Here is an 18,869-nt window from a genome sequence, read left to right as displayed (position 1 = left end):
TTCGGGCGGGGGCGGGGAGGGGGCGGGGCCGGTCAGGGGTGGCGCAGCGCCTCGGTGAGCCGGGTGGCCGCCTCCATGACGGCCTGGGACAGCTGGGCGCCGGGGTGGCGGGTGAGCCGTTCGATCGGGCCGGACACCGAGACCGCGGCCACCACCCGGTTGGACGGGCCCCGGACCGGCGCGGAGACCGAGGCCACCCCGAGCTCGCGCTCGCCGATCGACTGCGCCCAGCCGCGCCGCCGGACGCCGCTCAACGCGGTGGCGGTGAAACGGGCGCCCTGGAGGCCCCGGTGGAGCCGCTCCGGCTCCTCCCAGGCCAGCAGCACCTGGGCGGCCGAGCCGACCTTCATCGGGAAAGTGATGCCCACCGGGACGGTGTCCCGCAGACCAGAAAGCCGCTCGGCGGCGGCCACGCAGATCCGGACCTCGCCCTGCCGCCGGTAGAGCTGGGCACTCTCCCCGGTGACGTCCCGCAGGTGGGTCAGGACCGAGCCGGCGGCGGCCAGCAGCCGGTCCTCGCCGGCGGCCGCCGAGAGTTCGGAGAGCCGGGGGCCGAGGACGAAGCGTCCCTGCAGGTCCCGGGAGACCAGCCGGTGGTGTTCGAGCGCGACCGCGAGCCGGTGGGCGGTGGGCCGGGCCAGGCCGGTGGCGGCGACGAGCCCGGCCAGGGTCGCGGGACCGGCCTCCAGGGTGCCGAGGATCGAGGTGACCTTGTCGAGCACGCCGACGCCACTCGTGTTCTGCATGGGATGGGTACTCCGTCTCAAGTCCCGTGAGCGGCGGGTGGGTCCGGCTCACGGAGGCTCCACGCGGGGAGCCTGGGGGGTGGTCAGCGCGGACGGGCCGGGGAAGTCGGCCGAGAGCCTGCGCCGGGCACGAGACGGGTACGCGAAAGGGCCGGGGCGGGAAGCGCCCGGGCGAAGGACAGCACAGAGAGCACCGTGTCTCCTCATCTTTCCCGCGCCACAGTGGCGACAGGCCGGAGTTGGCACTGACCCGGACGGCACGGCGCGTACTTCGGACGCCGGGTCGAACGGGGAGTTGCCGGGGCTTCGTAGGGCCGGTCCCTCCACCCCTCTGGATGATTCGCCAGGAACCATACAAGATTCCCCGGCCCGCCCGCCAAACCTTTGCCCCGGCCCCACGCCCGGCCCGCGAGCCGAAGGGGCGCGCCGACGACCGGCACATCCCCCACCCCCCTTGGCACGAAGGTGGCGGATCGGGGCCGTCGACCCCGCGGACGGCGGGTGGCAGGGTCGGAAGCAGCCCGCGACCGGCGGGATCCACTGCAAGCAGGGGGGCACCCATGACGACGACATCCGACACCCGGGCGGCCGCCGGACCGGGCGCGGGCGGCCCCCGGCCGCGGACCGCGGGCTGAGGCGGGCACCGTGGACGACCGCTCCGAGCGCCACCGCCTCACCGACCCGCCGCGCCACCACGCCCCCGCCCGCGCCGAGCGCCCGGACGGACGGTTCACCGCCGCCGCCGAGCGCAACTCCACACCTCCGCACGAGAGTTGGCCGAAGGCCCCGGCGTCGGACACCGAGGCCTGGCGCCCGGTACTGGACTCGCTGGCGGACGGCATCCTGGCGACGGCCACGCCCGACCGGACGGACCGTCTCTTCCCAAATGACGTCCAGCAGTTCGACCCCGGCCACGGCGGACTCGGCCTCGCCTACGGCGCGGCCGGCGTGCTGTACGCGCTGCACGCCTGCGGCCGCCCAGCCCCGGCCGAGCACGTCGACTGGCTGGTGGCCCGCGCCGCCGCCGCGCCGGACCTGCCGCCCGGACTGTACGACGGACTGACCGGCATCGCCTGGGCGCTCGCCCGGCTGGGCCGGCGGGCGGCGGCCTGCGCACTGATCGAGCGGGTGATCGCCGCCGAACCGCCGACCGACCCCGGGCTCGGCTCCGGACGGGCCGGCCTCGCGCTCGGACTGCTCGACCTGGCCGAGGCGGTCGGCCGGCGCGGCCTCGCCACCTGGGCACTGGCGCTCGGGCACGAGCTGGCCCGGGAGGAGCCCGCGCCGCGGCTGCGCGGCCTGCTGGACGGCTGGAGCGGGCAGGCCGCGCTGTTCCTGCGGCTGCACGGGCACACCGGCGACCCGGGCTGGCTCACGGCGGCCGAGACGGCGCTGGGCCGCGAACTCGACGGCGTCGACAACGGCGCCGGCCTCAGCGACGGGATGCTCGTCCTGGTCGAGGACCGCTACCACCGCAAGCTCCCGTACCTGGCGGCGGGCGGTGTCGGCACCGCGGGCCTGATCGCCGAACTGGCCCTGCGCACCGGCCCGGACCGGCTGCCCGCCCGGTTAGCCGAGGCGCTGGCGGCCGCCGCACTCTCCTGCCGGCCCGACCCGGTCACCGCGCCCGACCTTGTCGCCGCGCCCGGCCTGTTCGAGGGCCGGGCCGGGCTGCTGCTGCACCTGCTGCGGACCGGGCACCCGGCCGAGGCCGACCGCCAGCTGCGCCTGCTGGAGTCGCAGGTGATGAACCACCGGGGTGGCCCGGCATCCCCGGGCCGCCGCTCGATGCGGCTCCCGGCGGACCTCGCCACCGGCGCCGCCGGGATCCTGACCGCCCTGCACGAGGCGGTGCTCGGCCCGGTGCCGCTGCCCGGCCTCACGGACTTCCCCCGGCCCTGACGGCGCCCGGGACCGACCGCCCGGTCGACGACGTCGCTGCCCGCCGGCCCCACCCGGCGGGCAGCCGCCCGTCCCGGCTCATCCCCCGCCCCGCGCGCCCGCCGGTGTCAGCAGGGCGCCGTGACGTCCGCCGGGAAGGTCAGCCCCTCCCGCTCGGCCAGCACCCCGGCCTGGAACCGGCTCTGCGCGCCGAGCCGCTGCAGCAGCTCGGCGATGTGGCGCCGGCAGGTGCGGGTCGACATGCCCAGCCGGCGCGCGATCGTGTCGTCCTTCTCCCCCGCCGCGAGGAGCACGGCGATCACGTCCTCCACGTCGCGGGACACCGTACGGACCGCGGTCTGCGCGGTGTCGTACGGAACGGCCTGGCTCCACTCGTGCTCGAAGAGCCGGACGAAGTACGCCACCAGGGACGGCTCCCGGACCAGCAGCGCCGCGCCGCCGGCCGGCCGGGCCGGTACGAGGGCCGTCGTCCGGTCCACCACGACCAGCCGGCCCGGCACCTCGGCCCTGGTCCGGATCTCCGCCCCCGCGGCGATGACCAGTTCCGTGTAGGAGCGGGTCGGGTGGTCGAAGCGGGTCAGGTGCTGGTGGACGCACCGCAGCCGGACGCCCCGCTCCAGCATGTCCAGGTCCCGGGGCAGCGCCTCCACCAGGGCCGCTCTCGGATGCCCGCCGCCCGGCTGGACCGCCAGCACCTCCTCCCGCGCGGCGCCCAGCACCGAGTCGAGGGCCGAACGGACCACGTGCCGGTCCTCCAGCAGCCGGACCGAGCCGTCCGAGCCGCCGCCCTGCGAGTGGTACACCGGTTCCAGCGAGGCCACCTCGGCGCGCAGCCTGGCCAGTTCGGCCTGGCGGCGGCCCAACTCGGCCTCCTCGACCCGCAACCGGGCCTCCGCCTGCCCGGTCAGCCGCGCCGCGGCCGCCTCCGGGCCGACCGCCGCGAGGCGGCCGGGCCCCTCCCCCGGACGCTGGACCAGCAGGCAGAGCGCCACCAGCAGGTCGACGGCCCGCCGGCACTGCGCCTCGGTGAGCCCGAGCTCGTCGGCGATCCGCCCCCGGTCGGCGGGCTCGAACCCCCGGTGCCGCACCGCCCACTCGTAGACCAGCCGGGCCTCGTGATCGAGCAGCGCCGCACGCCCCGACGGCCGAACCGTGCCCGCATTGGTCGGATTCATCCACCCCTCCTCAGTCGGCCAACATCTTCCTGTCACCCTCCGGCCCTTGGCGTCCGCCGCCCGCGGTGGCGACTATCGAACAGCCGCCAGGACATCGCACCGAACACCGGACACGGTGCGGATCGCCCCGGCTGTCACGAGGGGTGCCAGGAAAGAACGGAGAAGGGTCCGCGCCGCGTTCACCGCGCCCGGCCCGGCCACCGGCACTCCCCGAGCTCCCCCACCCAGCGGGAGCCGTCCCCCGACCCCCACCAAGGGAGCCACGGAATGGACACCCGGTTCTCCATCGACCCCGCCCCGGAGACCGCCCCCGCCCCCAGGATCCACCACGACGCCCTCGATCCGACGGCGGCGCGCACGGCGGTCCGCGAGCGGCTGGCGCGAGCCCGCGAAGTCTCGCTCTGCTGCCCCGGCGGCGACCCGACCGGCGCGGCGCTGGCCGAGCTGGTGCTCACCGGACTCCCCCGCGGCCGGCCCGCCTCACGCACCCGGATCGTCCACCAGCACCCCGCCCGGTTCCACCTCACCACCCAGCACCAGGCCCGGACCGCCGCGGGCGTCGGCGCCGAGGTACGGACCACCGGGGAGAGCTGCGGCGCCATGCTGGTCGTCGACCGGGAGTGCGTCTTCCTGCCGGAGCGTGAACGGGCCGCCGGACTGGTCCTGGTGACCCAGCCCTCCGTGGTGGCCCACCTCGCCGACTCCTTCGAGACGCTCTGGCACCAGGGCGCCGCCTTCCGCAGCGGACCGGCCGCCGCCCGCGCCGTCTCCGACGAACTGCGCACCACCATCCTGCGGCTGCTGGCCGACGGGCTGAAGGACGAGGTCATCGCCCGCCGGCTCGGCCTCTCCCTGCGCAACTGCCGCCGCCACATCGCCGGCCTGTACAGCGCGCTGGGCGCCGAGAGCCGCTTCCAGGCGGGCGTACTGGCCGAACGCCACGGCCTCACGGCGAACCGGCCGGCCCCCGGCGGCCCCTGGCCGACGGTGGTCGACCGTTCGACCTTCAGCCTGCCAGTACCGTGACCGCGATGGTCGGACAGACGCCGACGACCGCACCGCAGGTGCTGACCGGAAGCGGAGTCCCAGTACTTCTTGCTGTCGTGCTCACCCGTCGGCGAGGCGTTGGATGGTGGCGCTCAGCCAGGCTTGGAGATCGGCGGGGTCGCCGAGTTCGGAACGTAGGACCCGGCGGCGGGTCGAGACGCCGAGCACGAAGGCGTCGATCGCTGCGGCTCGGCTGCGGGCGTCCGCGTCGTCCAGGCCGCTGTCGCGCAGGTAGCGGTGCAGCGGCTCCAGTGAGTGCGTGTCGAGGAAGGCGGCCAGCGCCTCCGCTGCCTCCGGGCGTTCGCCGGACGCGCGGTGCAGCACGAGCAGTGGATCCTCTCCGGGTGCGCCGAACCAGCGCTGGACGATGCTCGCCGCAAGGCGCGAACCCAGCGCGGAACGGTCGCCGTCGAAGGAGGTGGAGACCGGGATCTCCACCCGGGCTGCCGCCAGGAAAAGGCCGTCCTTGCCGCCGAAGTAGCGCGTGATGAGGTTGGGCGACACCCCGGCCGCGTCGGCCACGCCTTTGACCGTGATCGCCGCGTACCCGTGCTGGGCGAACTGGCGTTGCGCGTGTTCCAGGATCCGCTGCCTGGTGGCGGCAGCATTGCGCGAATTCATGTGTACGAGCATACACATCATGTGTACGCTGATACACATGAATGACGAGATGCGGGAACGACTCCGGCGAACGCGGCGTGTCGCGACCCCGTGGAGTGACGACGGGACGCGCGGCATCGGCGGCACCCACCTCGACGAACTGCTCGAACGCTGGGTGAACGGGTACGACTGGGGCGTGCACGAGCGCCGCATCAGCGAGTTCCCCTGGGCGACGGTGCGGGCAGGCGACACCGACCTGCGGGTGATCCACCAGAGGTCCGCGAGTCCCGGTGCTCCGGTTGTCGTGCTGCTCCATGGCTGGCCGGACTCGGTGTTGCGGTTCGAGCGTGTCCTGCCCTTGCTCGCGGACATGCACGTGGTGGTTCCCGCACTGCCGGGCTTCCCGTTCGCGCCCCCGCTCACCACTCCCGGCATGTCCGTCAACCGGATCGCCGGGATCGTCGCGGACGCTCTGGACGAACTCGGTTACTCGCGGTACACGGTGTCCGGCGGCGATGTGGGTGGCACCGTCGCGGAACTCCTCGCGGCCGAACACCCGGACCGGGTGGCCGCCCTGCACCTCACGAACATCGCCCCGCAGCGTGCGCTCACGGCGGACCCGGCGAAGCTCGCGCCCGACGCGGCGGCCTACCTCCGCCGGTCGGCGCAGTGGTTCCGGACCGAGGGCGGGTACATCGCGGAGCAGTCCACGCGGCCGAACACACTCGCCGTCGCCCTCGGCGACTCACCCGTCGGCCTCGCGGCCTGGATCATCGAGAAACTGGAGTCCTGGTCCGACGAGTCGGCCTTCACGCCGGACGACCTTCTCACCTGGGTCACCGCCTACTGGGTCACCGGCACGATCGGCACATCCTTCACCACCTATGTCGAACCGGCCGTCCTCCCTGACCGGATCGACACTCCGACCGTGCTCTCCGTGTTCCCGCGCGACACCAAGCCGGAGCCGCGCAGCTACGCCGAGGCGTTCCTGAACGTCTGCGACTACGTGGAACACCGTGCCGGCGGCCACTTCGCAGCCTGGGAACAGCCCGAGGCTTACGCCGCCGACGTACACCGCGCGGTCGAGCTGGGCGCCTGAAACGGAGCCTGCGGATGCTCCACGCCGTGCGCCCGGAACGGCCCATGGCGTGGCAGCCGCCACCGTGAACGTTCGTGGTCACAGCACCAGCCGGTCGCCCTCCCCGCTGCGCCCGATCCGTGGCAGAGTGGAGGGGCCGGGAGAGCGACCTGAGCGGTGGCCGACCTCCCCCGGAGTCCTTGCCGAGGTCTCCCATGGCACAGCAGTACGACCTCCGCTCCATCGCCCCGGAGGCCCTCGCGGCGGCGGGCGTGCTGGACCGGCGGGTCGGAGGCGGGCGCGACTCGATCGAGCCGCCGGATGCGGGGCGGCCCTGGCGTTGGCGCTGGTCTCCTGATCTCCTGGCCCGGCTCACCGCGGACGCCGCATTGCAGACGGACCTGAGCCGGAGCTGGGTCGAGGCCGCGGAGCGCGACCCCGATCCGGTGCGGCTGGCCCTGTACGGGGTGCCGCGCACGAAGCGGCACGTGCTGATGACGCGGTTGGCGCAGGCGCGCCCCGAGATCGGCGCAATCGTCATCGCGGACCACACCCTGCGGCCGGAGCCGAACTGGCAGTGGCCGCTGCGGGTCCGCGCCGTCACCCCGCAGGCCGCCGAGGAGCTGTTCGGCGGCCTTGCCCAGGAAGTCGCGCGAGGGATCGACGCGCACCCCCTCGGCGAACCGGACGAGGACTGCGACCTCCTGGCCGTCTCCGACACCGCCGACCTCGACACGCTGTCGACCGACAGCGGCCTCAGTGTCACCGGTCTGGTCTGGTGCGCCCCCCAGCTGCCCGATCCGCACCAACTGGCCCGACTCGCGGTGACCGCGCGCCACCTCGACGCCACCGGCTGGGTCGTCGCGGACCTCTCGGACACCGACGCCGCCGACTGGCTCGCCCGGTTCGTCCGCAGTCTCAGCGAGAACCCCGCCCTCGACGAGGCGGCCGACCACGCGGGCTCCTGGCTGACGGTGGTCCACCCCTACGAAATGGAGTTCCACGCGGCGCTCAGGGACACACCGGCCGGTGGGACCGCGAATCCCCCGCTGCCGAACCTCCCTCCGGCGCCATCGGATGCCTACCTCGGCGGGGAGGGGTCCGGCTTCTCCAGGCCCTCCGGCCGGCTGCGGGGCGCCGCCAGGGTCCTCAGCCAGGCCGGGAGCCGCCTCGGCGCCGCCGTCCGGTCCGCCCGGCCGAGGCTCAGCGAGAAGACGGCCGCCGGCCGGAAGGTCCGCAGTGCCCAGGCGGCGACCGCCCCCGCCGAGGACCGCTACCTCCAGGCGTCCGTCACCGACGGAGGTACGGGCACCCCACGTCGGCACGCCTTCCGTCCCGACGCGACCAACGACATCCATATCCGGGTGGGGCCGGAGAGCGCCGAGTGGCGGCGGACGACGGCTGCCTTTCCCGAGCAGGGCCTGGAGTTCAAGGGCGGGGCGGCGCGGCTCACGGTCACCTTCGACGAGGAGCGGGACGAGGCCTCCCTCCACGATCCGGTGAAGATCTTCCTGCCGCCGCGCGGCGCGTCCAGCGAGGCCGTCTTCCCGGTCGAGGTCCGCGCGCGGGAGCGGACGATCCGCTGCACGGCCCGCGTCTTCTACCGCAAGCGCCAGCTGCAGCGGCTGGTGATCACCGGCCCCGTCGCCACGTCCGACGAGGCGGTCGACGGACGGGAGATCGCGGTCAACACCGAGGCCTTCGACGTGCTCGCCGCGCCGCAGCCCCAGCCCGACCAGGCCGCGGCGACCCGCTCGGAGACGATCCGGATCGAGAGCGACAGCGAACTGGTGGTCGGCGTCGGGGAGAACAACCGGGTGCGGATCTCGGAGCTCGGCACGTTCCGGGCCAGGGTCCGGGAACTGCTCGGTGACTCCGTGAACAAGGACGCCGCCGCCGTCGGGCCCGACGCACCAGCCCCGCTCCGGCTGCTCCTCGGCCTCGCCCAACAGGGCAGCGCCCTCTACCGCAAGCTGGACGACTCGGGGTTCGGCGACCTGAAGGACGCCGTCGCGCTGCAGCTGGTCTCGACCGAGGCGGCCGAGCTCTGGCCGCTGGAGTTCGTCTACGACCACGGCTATCCCCTCGACACCGCTGCCCTCTGCGCCGGGTGGCGGCAGGGCCTGGAGACCGGCACCTGCGCCTGCTGCGCGTCCGACGGCGGTCCCGAGCACGGCCACCGGACGATCTGCCCGCTCGGCTTCTGGGGTCTGCGGATGGTGATCGAGCGCCGGGTGGAACGCGCCGGGCTCGACCGCACCGTGGTGGAACAGGCCCCGCAGGGCACCCGCAGCACCCTGCGCCCGGTCGACAGCGCCCTGTTCGCGGCGAGCCGGAAGTGCCGTAAGCCCGACCTGGACCAGGCCGTCGGAGCCCTGCTGGCCTCCCTCGGCGACACCGCCCTGCACCGGGCCGAGAGCTGGCGGCACTGGCTGACGGTGGTCGAGGCGGAAGGCCCCCCGCTGCTGCTGGCCGTTCCCCACAACACCCATGACGCCGGAGGCATCCCGGTCCTGGTGATCGGCAAGCAGAGCGAGCTGCCGTCGCTCCTGATCGACCGCCGGCACATCGTCTCCGACCGGCACGACCACGAGGTCGGCCCGGTGGTCATGCTGCTCGGCTGCAACACCGCGCAGGAGGACATCAGCTGGCAGAACGTGGCGGCGCGGTTCCTGGAGAAGAGCGCCCCGGTGGTGGTCGGGACGCTCGTCCCGACTCTCGGCCGCCAGGCGACGGTGATGGCGAGCATCGCCGGCGGGATGCTCGCCGGGAACACCCGCCAGGACCTGAGCATCGGCGAGCTGGTACGCGACATCCGGCGGCAGCTGCTGCTCAGGGGCTGCACGCTCGCCATGGCGGTGGTGGCCTTCGGTGACGCCCGCTGGCTGGTCGGCAACCGGGGGGCCGTCACCGACACTCCACCGGGAGGCACGCCGTGATCACCATCGAGATGCTGCCCGCCGCGCACGGCGACGCGCTGTGGGTCGAGTGGCCCGGCAGCGGTACGGACGTCCACCGGATGCTGGTCGACGGCGGCCCGAGCACGGTCTACCGGGCGGTCTTCGAGAAGGTGAAGGCGCTGCCGGCCGGCAGCCGCCACCTGGACGTCCTGGTCGTGACCCATGTGGACGCCGACCACATCGAGGGCGTCGTGCGCCTCCTGCTGGACCGCCCCAAACTCGGCCTGGCCATCGACGACGTGTGGTTCAACGGCTGGCCGCAGATCTTCGAGGAGGCCGACCTGCTCGGCCCCGCCCAGGGCGAGATGGTCCAGGCGATGATCGACCGCCAGCAGCTGTCCTGGAACGCCTCCTTCGGGAAGTCCCCGCCCGGCGACCCGCCGCACGCCCTCTGTCTCCCCGCTACCGGGGACCTGCCGACCGCCGAACTGCCCGGCGGCGCCCGGGCGACCCTGCTCTCCCCCGGTCGCCCCGAGCTGGACAAGCTGATGGGGGAATGGGGAAAGACGGTGCGCGGCCTCGGCATGACCCCCGGCAACCCCGACCAGGCCCTGGCCCTGCTGGCCGAGAGCAAACGGCTGCGCGGCCTGGCCCACGACCTGCTCGGCGGCGAGCGGCCGGACGCCTCGATCCCCAACGGCTCCAGCATCGCCTTCCTGCTGGAGCACGACGGGCACCGGCTGCTGCTCACCGGCGACAGCCACGGGGACGTGCTCGGGCGAGGTCTGGACCGGCTGATGGCGCAGCGCGGCGGCGACACGGTGACGGTCGACGCCCTGAAGGTCCCGCACCACGGCAGCGCGGCCAACAACACCGACGGCCTGCTGTCCCGGCTGGACACCCGCCGCTTCCTCGTCTCGACCAACGGCGCCGTCTTCAAGCACCCCGACAAGGCGGCGGTCGACCGGATGATCACGGCCGGGAGCCGCGGCGCCGGGGCCGCCGAGATCGTCTTCAACTACCGCAGCCCGACGACGGAACCCTGGGCCGACGCCGCGCTCCAGCAGGAGCGCCGCTACACCGCGGTCTACCCGGCGACGTCGGCGGTCGGCACGACCGTGGAGGTCTGAGTCATGGCCCGCATCGGAGTCGCCCTGTCCGGCGGTGGCTACCGCGCCACCATGTGGGGCCTCGGCGCCCTGCTGTACCTCGCCGACCAGGGCCGGAACAAGGACGTGGTGGCGATCTCCTCGGTGTCCGGCGGCTCGGTCGCCAACGGGGTGGTCGCCCACGAGACCGACTACCGGCAGGACCCGGGCGAGGGGTTCGCCGAGCGGGTCCGCCCGCTGGTGCACCACTGCGCCCGTACCGGCCTGTTCTTCTGGGGGCCGTCGACCAACCGGTACGTGCGCTCGCTGTTCGCCCTCGCCGCACTGGCACTGGCCACCCTGCTCGCCGGGGTCGTGGTCACGGCCGTGGACGGTCTGCGGCTGCTCGCCGGTGTGCTGCTGGGCGCGGGGCTGCTGCTCCTGGTCGGGGCGCTGGCGGTGTTCGGGCGGCGCAGCGCCGTCGTGGACCGGGCGCTGGCCGGGACGTTCTTCCACCGCGACGGCCGCCCGACGGAGCTCTCCGCCGTGCGACGCTCCGTCGACCACGTCTTCTGCACCACCGAGCTGCAGAGCGGCGACCACTTCTACTTCTCGCCCGGGTTCGTCTACGGGTTCCGCTTCGGCACCGGCGTGCCGGGCGGTCTCCCGCTGTCCACGGCGGTCCAGGCCTCGGCCTGTCTGCCGGGCGCCTTCGCCGTCCGCCGGCTCCCCACGGCCCGCCACCGCTTCCCGCCGTCGGCCGGGCCCGCCGGGCCGGCCGCCGACCTGGTGCTCACCGACGGCGGGGTGTACGACAACATGGCCGACCAGTGGCTGGTGGGGCTGGCCGAGCGGGTGCGGCGCCCCGACCACCCGCAGGTCGACTACGAGCTGGACGAGATCGTCGTGGTCAACGCCTCGGCCGGAATGACCTGGAAGCCGTTCCGCTCCTCGTGGGTCCCCGCGGTCGGCGAACTGCTCGCGCTGGTCCGGATCAAGAGCGTGATGTACGACGTCGGCACCAGCCTGCGGCGCAGTGAGCTGGTCCGGTGGTCCGCCCGGGCCGGGCTGACCGGCGGGCCGACCGGTGCGCTGGTCCACATCGCGCAGTCGCCGTACCGGGTGGCCGACGCGTACGCGCGCGCGGCCGACGCGGCCGGCGGGGGTGCCGGGGCCGACGACGCGGACCGGGCCGCCCGGGCCGCCCGGGCCAAGGAGGTGCTGGAGCTGCTGGGCGACGACCCGGGCCGGCGTGCCCGCTGGGACGAGCTCGCGACCAGGAGCCGCACCACCCCGACCGTGCTGCGCAAGCTCGGCGCCGACCGCACCGCGGACCTGCTGCTGCACTCCTACGTCCTCGCCGCCTGCAACCTGCACGTCCTGCTGGACTACCCGCTGCCGGCCACCCTGCCCGACCGCGACCGCTTCCTCGACCTCACCACCCGTCCCGGCGGCGCGGGTTGACGCCGCCGCGCCACCGCGCCACCGCACCACCGCGCCGCCGGGACGTCACGGGCGTACGCGCACCGCCGTCACCAGCGGTCGTGCACCTGCGGCCGGATCCGGCGGTCGTAGAGCTCCCGCACGGCCGCCAGGGTGGCGGGCGGCAGCGGCGCCCGCTCGGCGGCGGCCGCGTTGGCGCGGGCCTGCGCCACGTTGCGGGCGCCGGGGATCACCGTCGTCACCCCCGACTGCTGGACGATCCAGCGCAGCGCGGTCTGCGCCGCGGTGGCGCCCTCCGGGGCGAGGGCGGCGAACTCCGCGGCCGCCTCGACGCCGGTCGCGAAGTCCACCCCGGAGAAGGTCTCGCCCTGGTCGAAGGCCTCGCCGTGGCGGTTGTAGCTGCGGTGGTCGTCGGGCGCGAAGACGGTGCGCTCGCTGTAGCGGCCGGAGAGCAGCCCCGAGGCCAGCGGCACCCGGGCCAGGATCCCGACCCCGGCCGCCTCGGCGGCGGGCAGCACCCGCTCCAGCGGCTTGAGGCGGAAGGCGTTCAGGATGATCTGCACGCTGGCGACGCCCGGGCGGGCGATCGCGGTCAGCGCCTCCGCGCAGGTCTCCACGCTCACCCCGTACGCGGCGATCCGTTCCTCGGCCACCAGGGTGTCCAGGGCGTCGAACACCTCGTCCGAGGAGTAGACCGGCGTCGGCGGGCAGTGCAGCTGCACCAGGTCGAGCCGGTCGACGCCCAGGTTGGCCCGGGAACGGTCGGCCCAGGCGCGGAAGTTGTCGAGGCGGTAGTGCTCGGGCCGCTGCTCGACCCGGCGTCCGAACTTGGTGGCGACGAACACCTCCGCGTCCGGGCGTTCCTTGAGGAAGCGGCCGATCAGCCGCTCGCTGCGGCCGTCGCCGTAGACGTCGGCGGTGTCGAAGAGGGTGACGCCGTCCGCCACGGAGGCCTCCAGCACGGCCAGGGCGTCCTCCTCCCGGACGTCCCCCCAGTCCGCGCCGAGCTGCCAGGTGCCGAGTCCGATGATCGATACGGGCCGTCCGGTGCGGCCGAGTACACGCTGTTCCATGGGGACGAGCCTCTCATCCGGCGCCCTTCCCGTCTTCCCGGCCCGCGGCCGGCGCGGCCTCCGCACCGGCCCCGGCGGCACCGCCGGCCTCGGCGGCGGGGGCCGGGCCGTGCAGGAGCCGGGCGATGGCCACCCAGCCGGCCCCGTGGAGCACCACGCTGCCGGCCACCGTGAGCGTCATGGTGTCCAGGGCGAGGACGGCGTAGAGCCCGTCCGGGAGGCCGTTGAAGGCCAGCAGGCCGAACACGATGGAGGTGGTGCCGCGCGGTCCCAGCGCGCCGAGCAGGACCATCGCCAGCAGGCTCAGCGGCATCGCCACCAGCAGCACCCGGGCCACCGAGGCGGGGTCGTTGCCGAACAGCCGTCCGCCGGGCAGTTCGGTGGCGTCGACGAACAGCAGGACGGCCAGGATGACCTCGGCCACGTGCTGGGCGACTTCGGAGTTGATGGTGGCGGCGAGGTGGCTGTGGGTGAACACCCCGGTGAGGACCCCCGCGAGCACCAGTACCAGCGGCGCCCGGACGTGCCACGTCTCCAGCCGTCCGGCGACCAGCGACCAGGCCGCCACCACGGTGGTGATGACGATCAGTACAAAGATCATCGTTGAGGGCAACCCGGGGCCGCCGCCGATCCGGGGAGGCGGCGGCCAGGGTGGGGCACCGGTTCCTCAGAACCACTCGGGGCGGCACTCCGCGGCGGTCCGGTCCAGACTGTCCAGCAGGTCGAACTGCGGCCCGGTGCGCGGGAGTTCGACGGTGAAGAAGTAGCGGGCGGCCTGCCGCTTGCCCTCCCGGAAGGCGTCCGTGCCGCCGCCGAGGGCGAGGTACTGCTCCAGCCAGATCCAGGCCAGCACCACGTGGCCGACGGCCTCCAGGTAGACGGTGGCGTTGGCCAGCGCGGTCGCCGGGTCCCCGGTGGACCAGAGCACGGCGGTGGTCCTGGCCACCCGGGCCGCAGCCGCGTCCAGCCGATCGGCGAGCCCGGCGGCCTCGCCCCCGGCGGCCCGGGCCCGCAGCGTGGTCTCCGCCAGGGTGTCGAGGAGCAGCCGCAGCCCGGCGCCACCGTCCATGACGACCTTGCGGCCGAGCAGGTCGAGGCCGTGGATGCCGTGAGTGCCCTCGTGGATCGGGTTGAGCCGGTTGTCGCGGTAGAACTGCTCGACGTCGTACTCCCGGGTGTAGCCGTAGCCGCCGTGGACCTGGATGGCGAGGTCGTTGGCGGCCAGGCACCACTGCGAGGGCCAGCTCTTGGCGATCGGCGTCAGGACGTCGAGCAGCAGGTGGGCCCGGGCGCGGTCGTCCTCCCGCTCGGCGGTGGCCTCCTCGTCGAGCAGCCGGCTGCAGTACAGGCCGAGGGCGAGCGCGCCCTCCACGTAGCTCTTCTGCGCGAGCAGCATCCGGCGCACGTCCGGGTGCTCGATGATCGGCACCTGCGGCGCGGCCGGGTCCTTGCCCCCGAGCGGGCGGCCCTGCGGGCGGGTGCGGGCGTAGTCGAGGGCGTGCAGGTAGCCGGTGTAGCCGAGGGCGGTGGCGCCCTGGCCGACGCCGATCCGGGCCTCGTTCATCATGTGGAACATGTACGCGAGCCCGTGGTGGGCCTCGCCGACCAGGTGGCCCACCGCGCCCGGGGCGCCGCCGGGGGTGTGCCGGCCCTCGCCGAAGTTGAGCAGGGCGTTGGTGGTGCCGCGGTAGCCCATCTTGTGGTTGAGGCCGGCGAGCACCACGTCGTTGCGCTCCCCCGCCGTGCCGTCCGGGCGGACCAGGAACTTGGGCACGATGAAGAGCGAGATGCCCTTCACCCCCGCCGGACCGCCGGGGATCTTCGCCAGCACCAGGTGGACGATGTTCTCGCCGAGCTCGTGGTCGCCGCCGGAGATCCAGGTCTTGGTGCCGAAGAGCCGGAAGCCGCCGTCCGGCTGCGGCACCGCCCGGGTGGTGATGTCCGCCAGCGAGGAGCCGGCCTGCGGCTCGGACAGGCACATGGTGCCGAAGAAGCGGCCCTCGACCATCGGCCGCACATAGGTGTCGACCTGCTCCCGGCTGCCGTGCGCCAGCAGCAGGTTGGCGTTGCCGACGGTGAGCAGCGGGTACGAGGCGGTGGCGATGTTCGCGGCCTGGAACCAGGCCCGGCAGGCGTTGGCGACCACGTGGGGCAGCTGCTGCCCGCCGATCTCCTCGTCCATGGCCGCGCCGATGAAGCCGGCCTCGGCGTGCACCGCCAGGGCCTGCGCCACCTCCGGGACGAGGTGCACCCGCTCGCCGTCGAAGCGCGGCTCCTCGGCGTCGTTCTTCTTGTTGTGCGGGGCGAAGTGCCGGGTCGCGACGGTCTCGCTGAGGTCCAGCACCGCGTCGAAGGTGGACCGGTCGTGGTCGGCGAAGCGGGCGCGCCTGGTCAGCGCGGTGACGTCCAGCCAGTCGTGCAGCAGGAAGTCGAGGTCGCGGCGGGAGAGCAGCAGGGAGTCCAAGGCCGGGCATCCGATCGCAGCAGGGGCAGGGGCAGGGGCACCGTACGGGCAGCGGGGATCTTCCCGTCCGCCGGGCCACCGACACCCCGTCCGGCCGCCGTCTCCACGCGCCCCGGCTGACCGGGTCCTCAGACGCGGTGCCGATCGTGCCGGGGTGCCCGGGTAAGGTGGTCGATCGTGGCCAGTCGTAAAACGTCGATCCTGGAAGCAGCGGCACGGGTGATCGCCCGGCGCGGCGTGCGCGGGCTGCGGGTGGAAGAGCTCGCGGCCGAGGCGGGTGTGTCGACCGCGCTCATCTACTACCACTTCAAGGACCGTACGGGGATCCTCCGTCAGACCCTGGAGTTCATCAACGACCGGGCGGAGCGCTACACGACCGAGCGCCCCGCCGACGCGCCGCCGCCGACTCCGCGTGAGGAGCTGGAGCAGACGCTGCTGCTGGAGCTCCAGGACACCGTCGAGGTGCGGGAGAACAGCACCGCCTGGGGTGAGCTGCGGGCGAGCGCGGTGTTCGACGAGACGCTGCGCGAGGACCTGGCGCGGGCCACCCGGATCTGGGTGCAGGAGATCGCCGAACTGCTCGGCGTGGTGCGGCCGATGTCCTCGGCGGTCGCGCTGGCCGGTGCGGCGGAGCGGCTGACCGCGCTGCTGGAGGGGCTGAGCACCCGCTGGCTCAGCGGCAGCCTCCCGCTGGCGCACGCCCGGACGCTGCTGGCCGACGCGATCGACGCCGAGGTGGCCCGGCTCGGCTCCTGAGCCGGGTCCGCCTCCTGGGCCGGATCCCGCGTTTTCGGCGGCCAGGACCGGTTCCCGGTCACGCGGAATCCGCACGGAATCCCCACGCTTGCGCCGGTCGGCGTCACGCTCCGCACCCTCGGGGTCGAGGATGCGTGACGCCACGCCCGCGAGTTTGACTGACTTTTCAGTCAGTGCGAGCCTGAACGGGCAGGCGGGGCGCTCCCGCCGGTCCCTCCCCCGTGGTGCGCCGGTCTGCCCCGGCGCGAAGAGTGGACCTGGCGGCCATGCACCCCTCCCGGCACCGTCGCACGATCTGGAGGCCCTCATGACCCACTACCGCGATGACCGTTCCACCGAGCCGTACCCCTGGGTGCCGGCGGACGACGTCCCGCACGCGCGGACCTGGATGTCCTGGCCCTCCCGCCGGGGCGTGTGGGGCCTGCGGCTGGGCGGCGTCCAGGAGGACATCGCCCTGATCGCCCGGACGATCGCCGAGTTCGAGCCGGTGGTCATGTGCGCCCCCGACGACTGGACCGCGGGCAAGGCCCAGGACCGGTGCGGCCCCCGGGTGGAGGTGATCACCGCCGTCCCCACCGACGACCTCTGGATGCGCGACATCGCGCCGGTCTTCCGCCGGGACGGCTACGGCGGCCTGGACGCCGTCGTCCTCAACTTCAACGGCTGGGGCAACAAGCAGGTGCACCACGACGACGCCCGGGCCGCCGAGCTGATCGCCACCCGGCGGGGCCTGCGCCACAGCTACGCGGACTTCGTCGGCGAGGGCGGCGCGATCGAGACCGACGGCGACGGCACGGTGATGGCCACCGAGAGCAGCCTGGTCAACAAGAACCGCAACCGCGGCATGAGCCGGGACGAGATCGAGGAGGCCGTCCTGGAGGCCTACGGCGCCGACACCATGATCTGGCTGCCGGGCATCAAGGGCCAGGACATCACCGACGACCACGTGGACGTCACCTCCCGCTTCATCCGCCCCGGCGTGGTGATGGTGCAGCTGCCGCCGCCCGACCGCAACGACGCCTGGGCGCGGGACGCCCGCGAGCAGTTCGCGATCCTCTCCGCCGCCACCGACGCCCGGGGGCGCAGGCTCCAGGTCGTCCCCGTGCACGGCCCGGACACCGTCCGCTCCCGCAGCTCCAAGTTCGTCGACTCCTACCTCAACTTCCACCTCGTCAACGGCGGCGTCATCACCGCCCAGTTCGGCGACGCCCACAAGGACGCCGCGGCCCGGGACGCGCTCGCCGCGGCGTTCCCCGGCCGCGAGGTGGTGCAGCTCGACGTCGACCGCCTGATGGCCGGGGGCGGCGGCATCCACTGCTCGACCATGCACGAGCCGCTGCCCTGAACACCCCGCACATCCTGTCCACCGCCCAGACCCTCAGCTGGAGTTCCCGGATGACCAACGCCCTGCCCCGCCGTACCCTGCTGCGCTCCCTCGCCGGTGCCGGCCTCGGTGTCGGCGCCCTCACCCTCGGCCTCACCGCCTGCGACCCGACCGGCATCGAGGACCCGGAGGGCGCCGTGCCGCCCCAGCCCGGCGGCACCCCCGGCCCGCGCCGCTTCGGCGCCGAGTGGGACAAGCACCTGCGCACGGTGATGTCCTGGCCCGCCTCCGAGTCCGTCTGGGGCGACCAGCTCGCGGACGTCCGCCGGGACGTGGCCGGCCTGGCCCAGGCCATCGCGGCGCGCGAGCCGGTCGTCCTGATGGCCCGCCCCGAGCAGAAGGACGCCGCGCAGAAGGCCTGCGGCTCGGCCGTCGAGGTCGTGCCGATCGCCGTCGACGACCTGTGGGCCCGGGACACCCTGCCGGTCTTCGTCGAGGAAGGCGGCAAGGTCAAGGGCGTCGACTTCAACTTCAACGGCTGGGGCGGCAAGCAGCAGCGCGGCAACGACTCCAAGGTCGCCCGGACGGTGCTGGCGAAGTACGGCGTGGAGCGGATCGAGACCCGGCTGGTCGCCGAGGGCGGCTCCTTCGAGACCGACGGCCAGGGCACCCTGATGGTGACCGAGAGCTCGGTCGTCAACGACAACCGCAACCCGGGCATGAGCCGGGACCAGGTCGAGGCGGAGCTCAGGAAGGTGCTCGGCGTGACCAAGGTGATCTGGCTGGCGGGCGTCAAGGGCAAGGACATCACCGACGCCCACGTCGACTGCCTGACCCGCTTCGTCGCCCCCGGCGTGGTGCTGCTCGACCAGGCCTTCCCGGGCACCCCGCCGGACGTCTGGTCCCGCTCGGCCGACCAGGCCCGCTCGGTCCTGAAGGACGCCACCGACGCGACCGGCAGGAAGCTGCAGGTGGTGGAGCTCCAGCAGCCGGACCCGGACAGGATCACCGGGCGCGGTGACGCCTTCGTCTCCTCGTACATGAACTTCTACATCGGCACCAAGGGCGTCTACCTGCCGAAGTTCGGCGACGCCCGGGCCGACGAGCGGGCGCAGCAGATCATGAAGCAGTACTTCCCGGGCCGGGAGATCGTCCCGGTCAAGATCGACGCGATCGCCGCCGGTGGGGGCGGCATCCACTGCGCCACCCACGACATCCCCGCCCTCGGCTGACCGAACGGAGGCCGGGCCCGGGGAGCGCTCCCCGGGCCCGG

The 18,869-nt window shown here is 74.0% G+C and carries 15 protein-coding genes and 1 riboswitch; of the genes, 9 read left to right on the top strand and 6 right to left on the bottom strand.

What is annotated here, in order from left to right:
* Positions 1 to 32: 32 nt before the first annotated feature.
* The gene (locus IE332_RS29030; protein ID WP_189922069.1) at positions 33 to 746 is read right to left on the bottom strand and encodes an IclR family transcriptional regulator; all 714 of its coding nucleotides are present in this window, start codon (positions 744 to 746) and stop codon (positions 33 to 35) included.
* Positions 747 to 946: 200 nt separating this feature from the next.
* Positions 947 to 1,088, bottom strand: a riboswitch (SAM riboswitch).
* A 303-nt stretch (positions 1,089 to 1,391) separates the two neighbouring features.
* On the opposite strand from IE332_RS29030, the gene IE332_RS29025 reads away from it, so the two are divergent.
* Entirely contained in the window at positions 1,392 to 2,648 is a 1,257-nt protein-coding gene (locus IE332_RS29025; RefSeq protein ID WP_189922067.1) for a lanthionine synthetase C family protein, read from the top strand.
* A gap of 107 nt (positions 2,649 to 2,755) precedes the next feature.
* Here the strand turns inward: IE332_RS29025 and IE332_RS42015 are convergent, their stop codons facing one another.
* A complete protein-coding gene (locus tag IE332_RS42015) occupies positions 2,756 to 3,823 on the bottom strand; it encodes a LuxR C-terminal-related transcriptional regulator (RefSeq protein ID WP_189922064.1) in 1,068 nt (355 codons plus the stop codon).
* Between the two features lie 267 nt (positions 3,824 to 4,090).
* On the opposite strand from IE332_RS42015, the gene IE332_RS29015 reads away from it, so the two are divergent.
* Positions 4,091 to 4,849: a helix-turn-helix transcriptional regulator gene (locus IE332_RS29015; protein WP_189922062.1), complete on the top strand. Its 759-nt coding sequence runs from the start codon at positions 4,091 to 4,093 to the stop codon at positions 4,847 to 4,849.
* A gap of 81 nt (positions 4,850 to 4,930) precedes the next feature.
* On the opposite strand, the gene IE332_RS29010 is transcribed toward IE332_RS29015, so the two are convergent.
* Positions 4,931 to 5,491, bottom strand: a complete 561-nt coding sequence (locus IE332_RS29010; RefSeq protein WP_189922060.1) for a TetR/AcrR family transcriptional regulator — start codon at positions 5,489 to 5,491, stop codon at positions 4,931 to 4,933.
* 37 nt (positions 5,492 to 5,528) lie between these two features.
* Between IE332_RS29010 and IE332_RS29005 the strand changes: the two genes are divergently transcribed.
* The 4 genes from IE332_RS29005 to IE332_RS28990 all read left to right on the top strand — a co-directional run bounded on the left by IE332_RS29005 (position 5,529) and on the right by IE332_RS28990 (position 12,000).
* Entirely contained in the window at positions 5,529 to 6,569 is a 1,041-nt protein-coding gene (locus IE332_RS29005) for an epoxide hydrolase family protein (protein WP_189922058.1), read from the top strand.
* 194 nt (positions 6,570 to 6,763) lie between these two features.
* On the top strand, positions 6,764 to 9,487 hold the full coding sequence (locus IE332_RS29000) for a hypothetical protein (protein ID WP_189922056.1): 2,724 nt from the start codon (positions 6,764 to 6,766) through the stop codon (positions 9,485 to 9,487).
* The gene (locus IE332_RS28995) at positions 9,484 to 10,578 is read left to right on the top strand and encodes a ComEC/Rec2 family competence protein (RefSeq protein ID WP_189922054.1); all 1,095 of its coding nucleotides are present in this window, start codon (positions 9,484 to 9,486) and stop codon (positions 10,576 to 10,578) included. Before IE332_RS29000 ends, IE332_RS28995 begins: the two co-directional genes overlap by 4 nt.
* A 3-nt stretch (positions 10,579 to 10,581) precedes the next feature.
* Entirely contained in the window at positions 10,582 to 12,000 is a 1,419-nt protein-coding gene (locus IE332_RS28990) for a patatin-like phospholipase family protein (RefSeq protein ID WP_189922052.1), read from the top strand.
* Between the two features lie 68 nt (positions 12,001 to 12,068).
* Here the strand turns inward: IE332_RS28990 and IE332_RS28985 are convergent, their stop codons facing one another.
* The 3 genes from IE332_RS28985 to IE332_RS28975 form a co-directional block, all read right to left on the bottom strand.
* Complete coding sequence (locus IE332_RS28985) at positions 12,069 to 13,052, bottom strand: aldo/keto reductase (RefSeq protein WP_189922050.1); 984 nt, start codon at positions 13,050 to 13,052, stop codon at positions 12,069 to 12,071.
* Between the two features lie 13 nt (positions 13,053 to 13,065).
* A complete protein-coding gene (locus IE332_RS28980) occupies positions 13,066 to 13,653 on the bottom strand; it encodes a hypothetical protein (RefSeq protein WP_189922048.1) in 588 nt (195 codons plus the stop codon).
* A gap of 66 nt (positions 13,654 to 13,719) precedes the next feature.
* Positions 13,720 to 15,516: an acyl-CoA dehydrogenase gene (locus IE332_RS28975; RefSeq protein ID WP_189922046.1), complete on the bottom strand. Its 1,797-nt coding sequence runs from the start codon at positions 15,514 to 15,516 to the stop codon at positions 13,720 to 13,722.
* 177 nt (positions 15,517 to 15,693) lie between these two features.
* On the opposite strand from IE332_RS28975, the gene IE332_RS28970 reads away from it, so the two are divergent.
* The 3 genes from IE332_RS28970 to IE332_RS28960 all read left to right on the top strand — a co-directional run bounded on the left by IE332_RS28970 (position 15,694) and on the right by IE332_RS28960 (position 18,828).
* Positions 15,694 to 16,272, top strand: a complete 579-nt coding sequence (locus IE332_RS28970) for a TetR/AcrR family transcriptional regulator (RefSeq protein ID WP_189922044.1) — start codon at positions 15,694 to 15,696, stop codon at positions 16,270 to 16,272.
* A gap of 307 nt (positions 16,273 to 16,579) precedes the next feature.
* Entirely contained in the window at positions 16,580 to 17,617 is a 1,038-nt protein-coding gene (locus tag IE332_RS28965) for an agmatine deiminase family protein (RefSeq protein WP_189922042.1), read from the top strand.
* 50 nt (positions 17,618 to 17,667) lie between these two features.
* A complete protein-coding gene (locus IE332_RS28960) occupies positions 17,668 to 18,828 on the top strand; it encodes an agmatine deiminase family protein (protein ID WP_189922040.1) in 1,161 nt (386 codons plus the stop codon).
* The last annotated feature ends 41 nt before the right edge of the window (positions 18,829 to 18,869 follow it).

It is taken from the genome of Kitasatospora xanthocidica, from assembly GCF_014656195.1.
Lineage (GTDB): Bacteria > Actinomycetota > Actinomycetes > Streptomycetales > Streptomycetaceae > Kitasatospora > Kitasatospora xanthocidica.
Note: the sequence above shows the minus strand (reverse complement) of the source record. Positions and strands in the feature narration are given on the sequence as shown.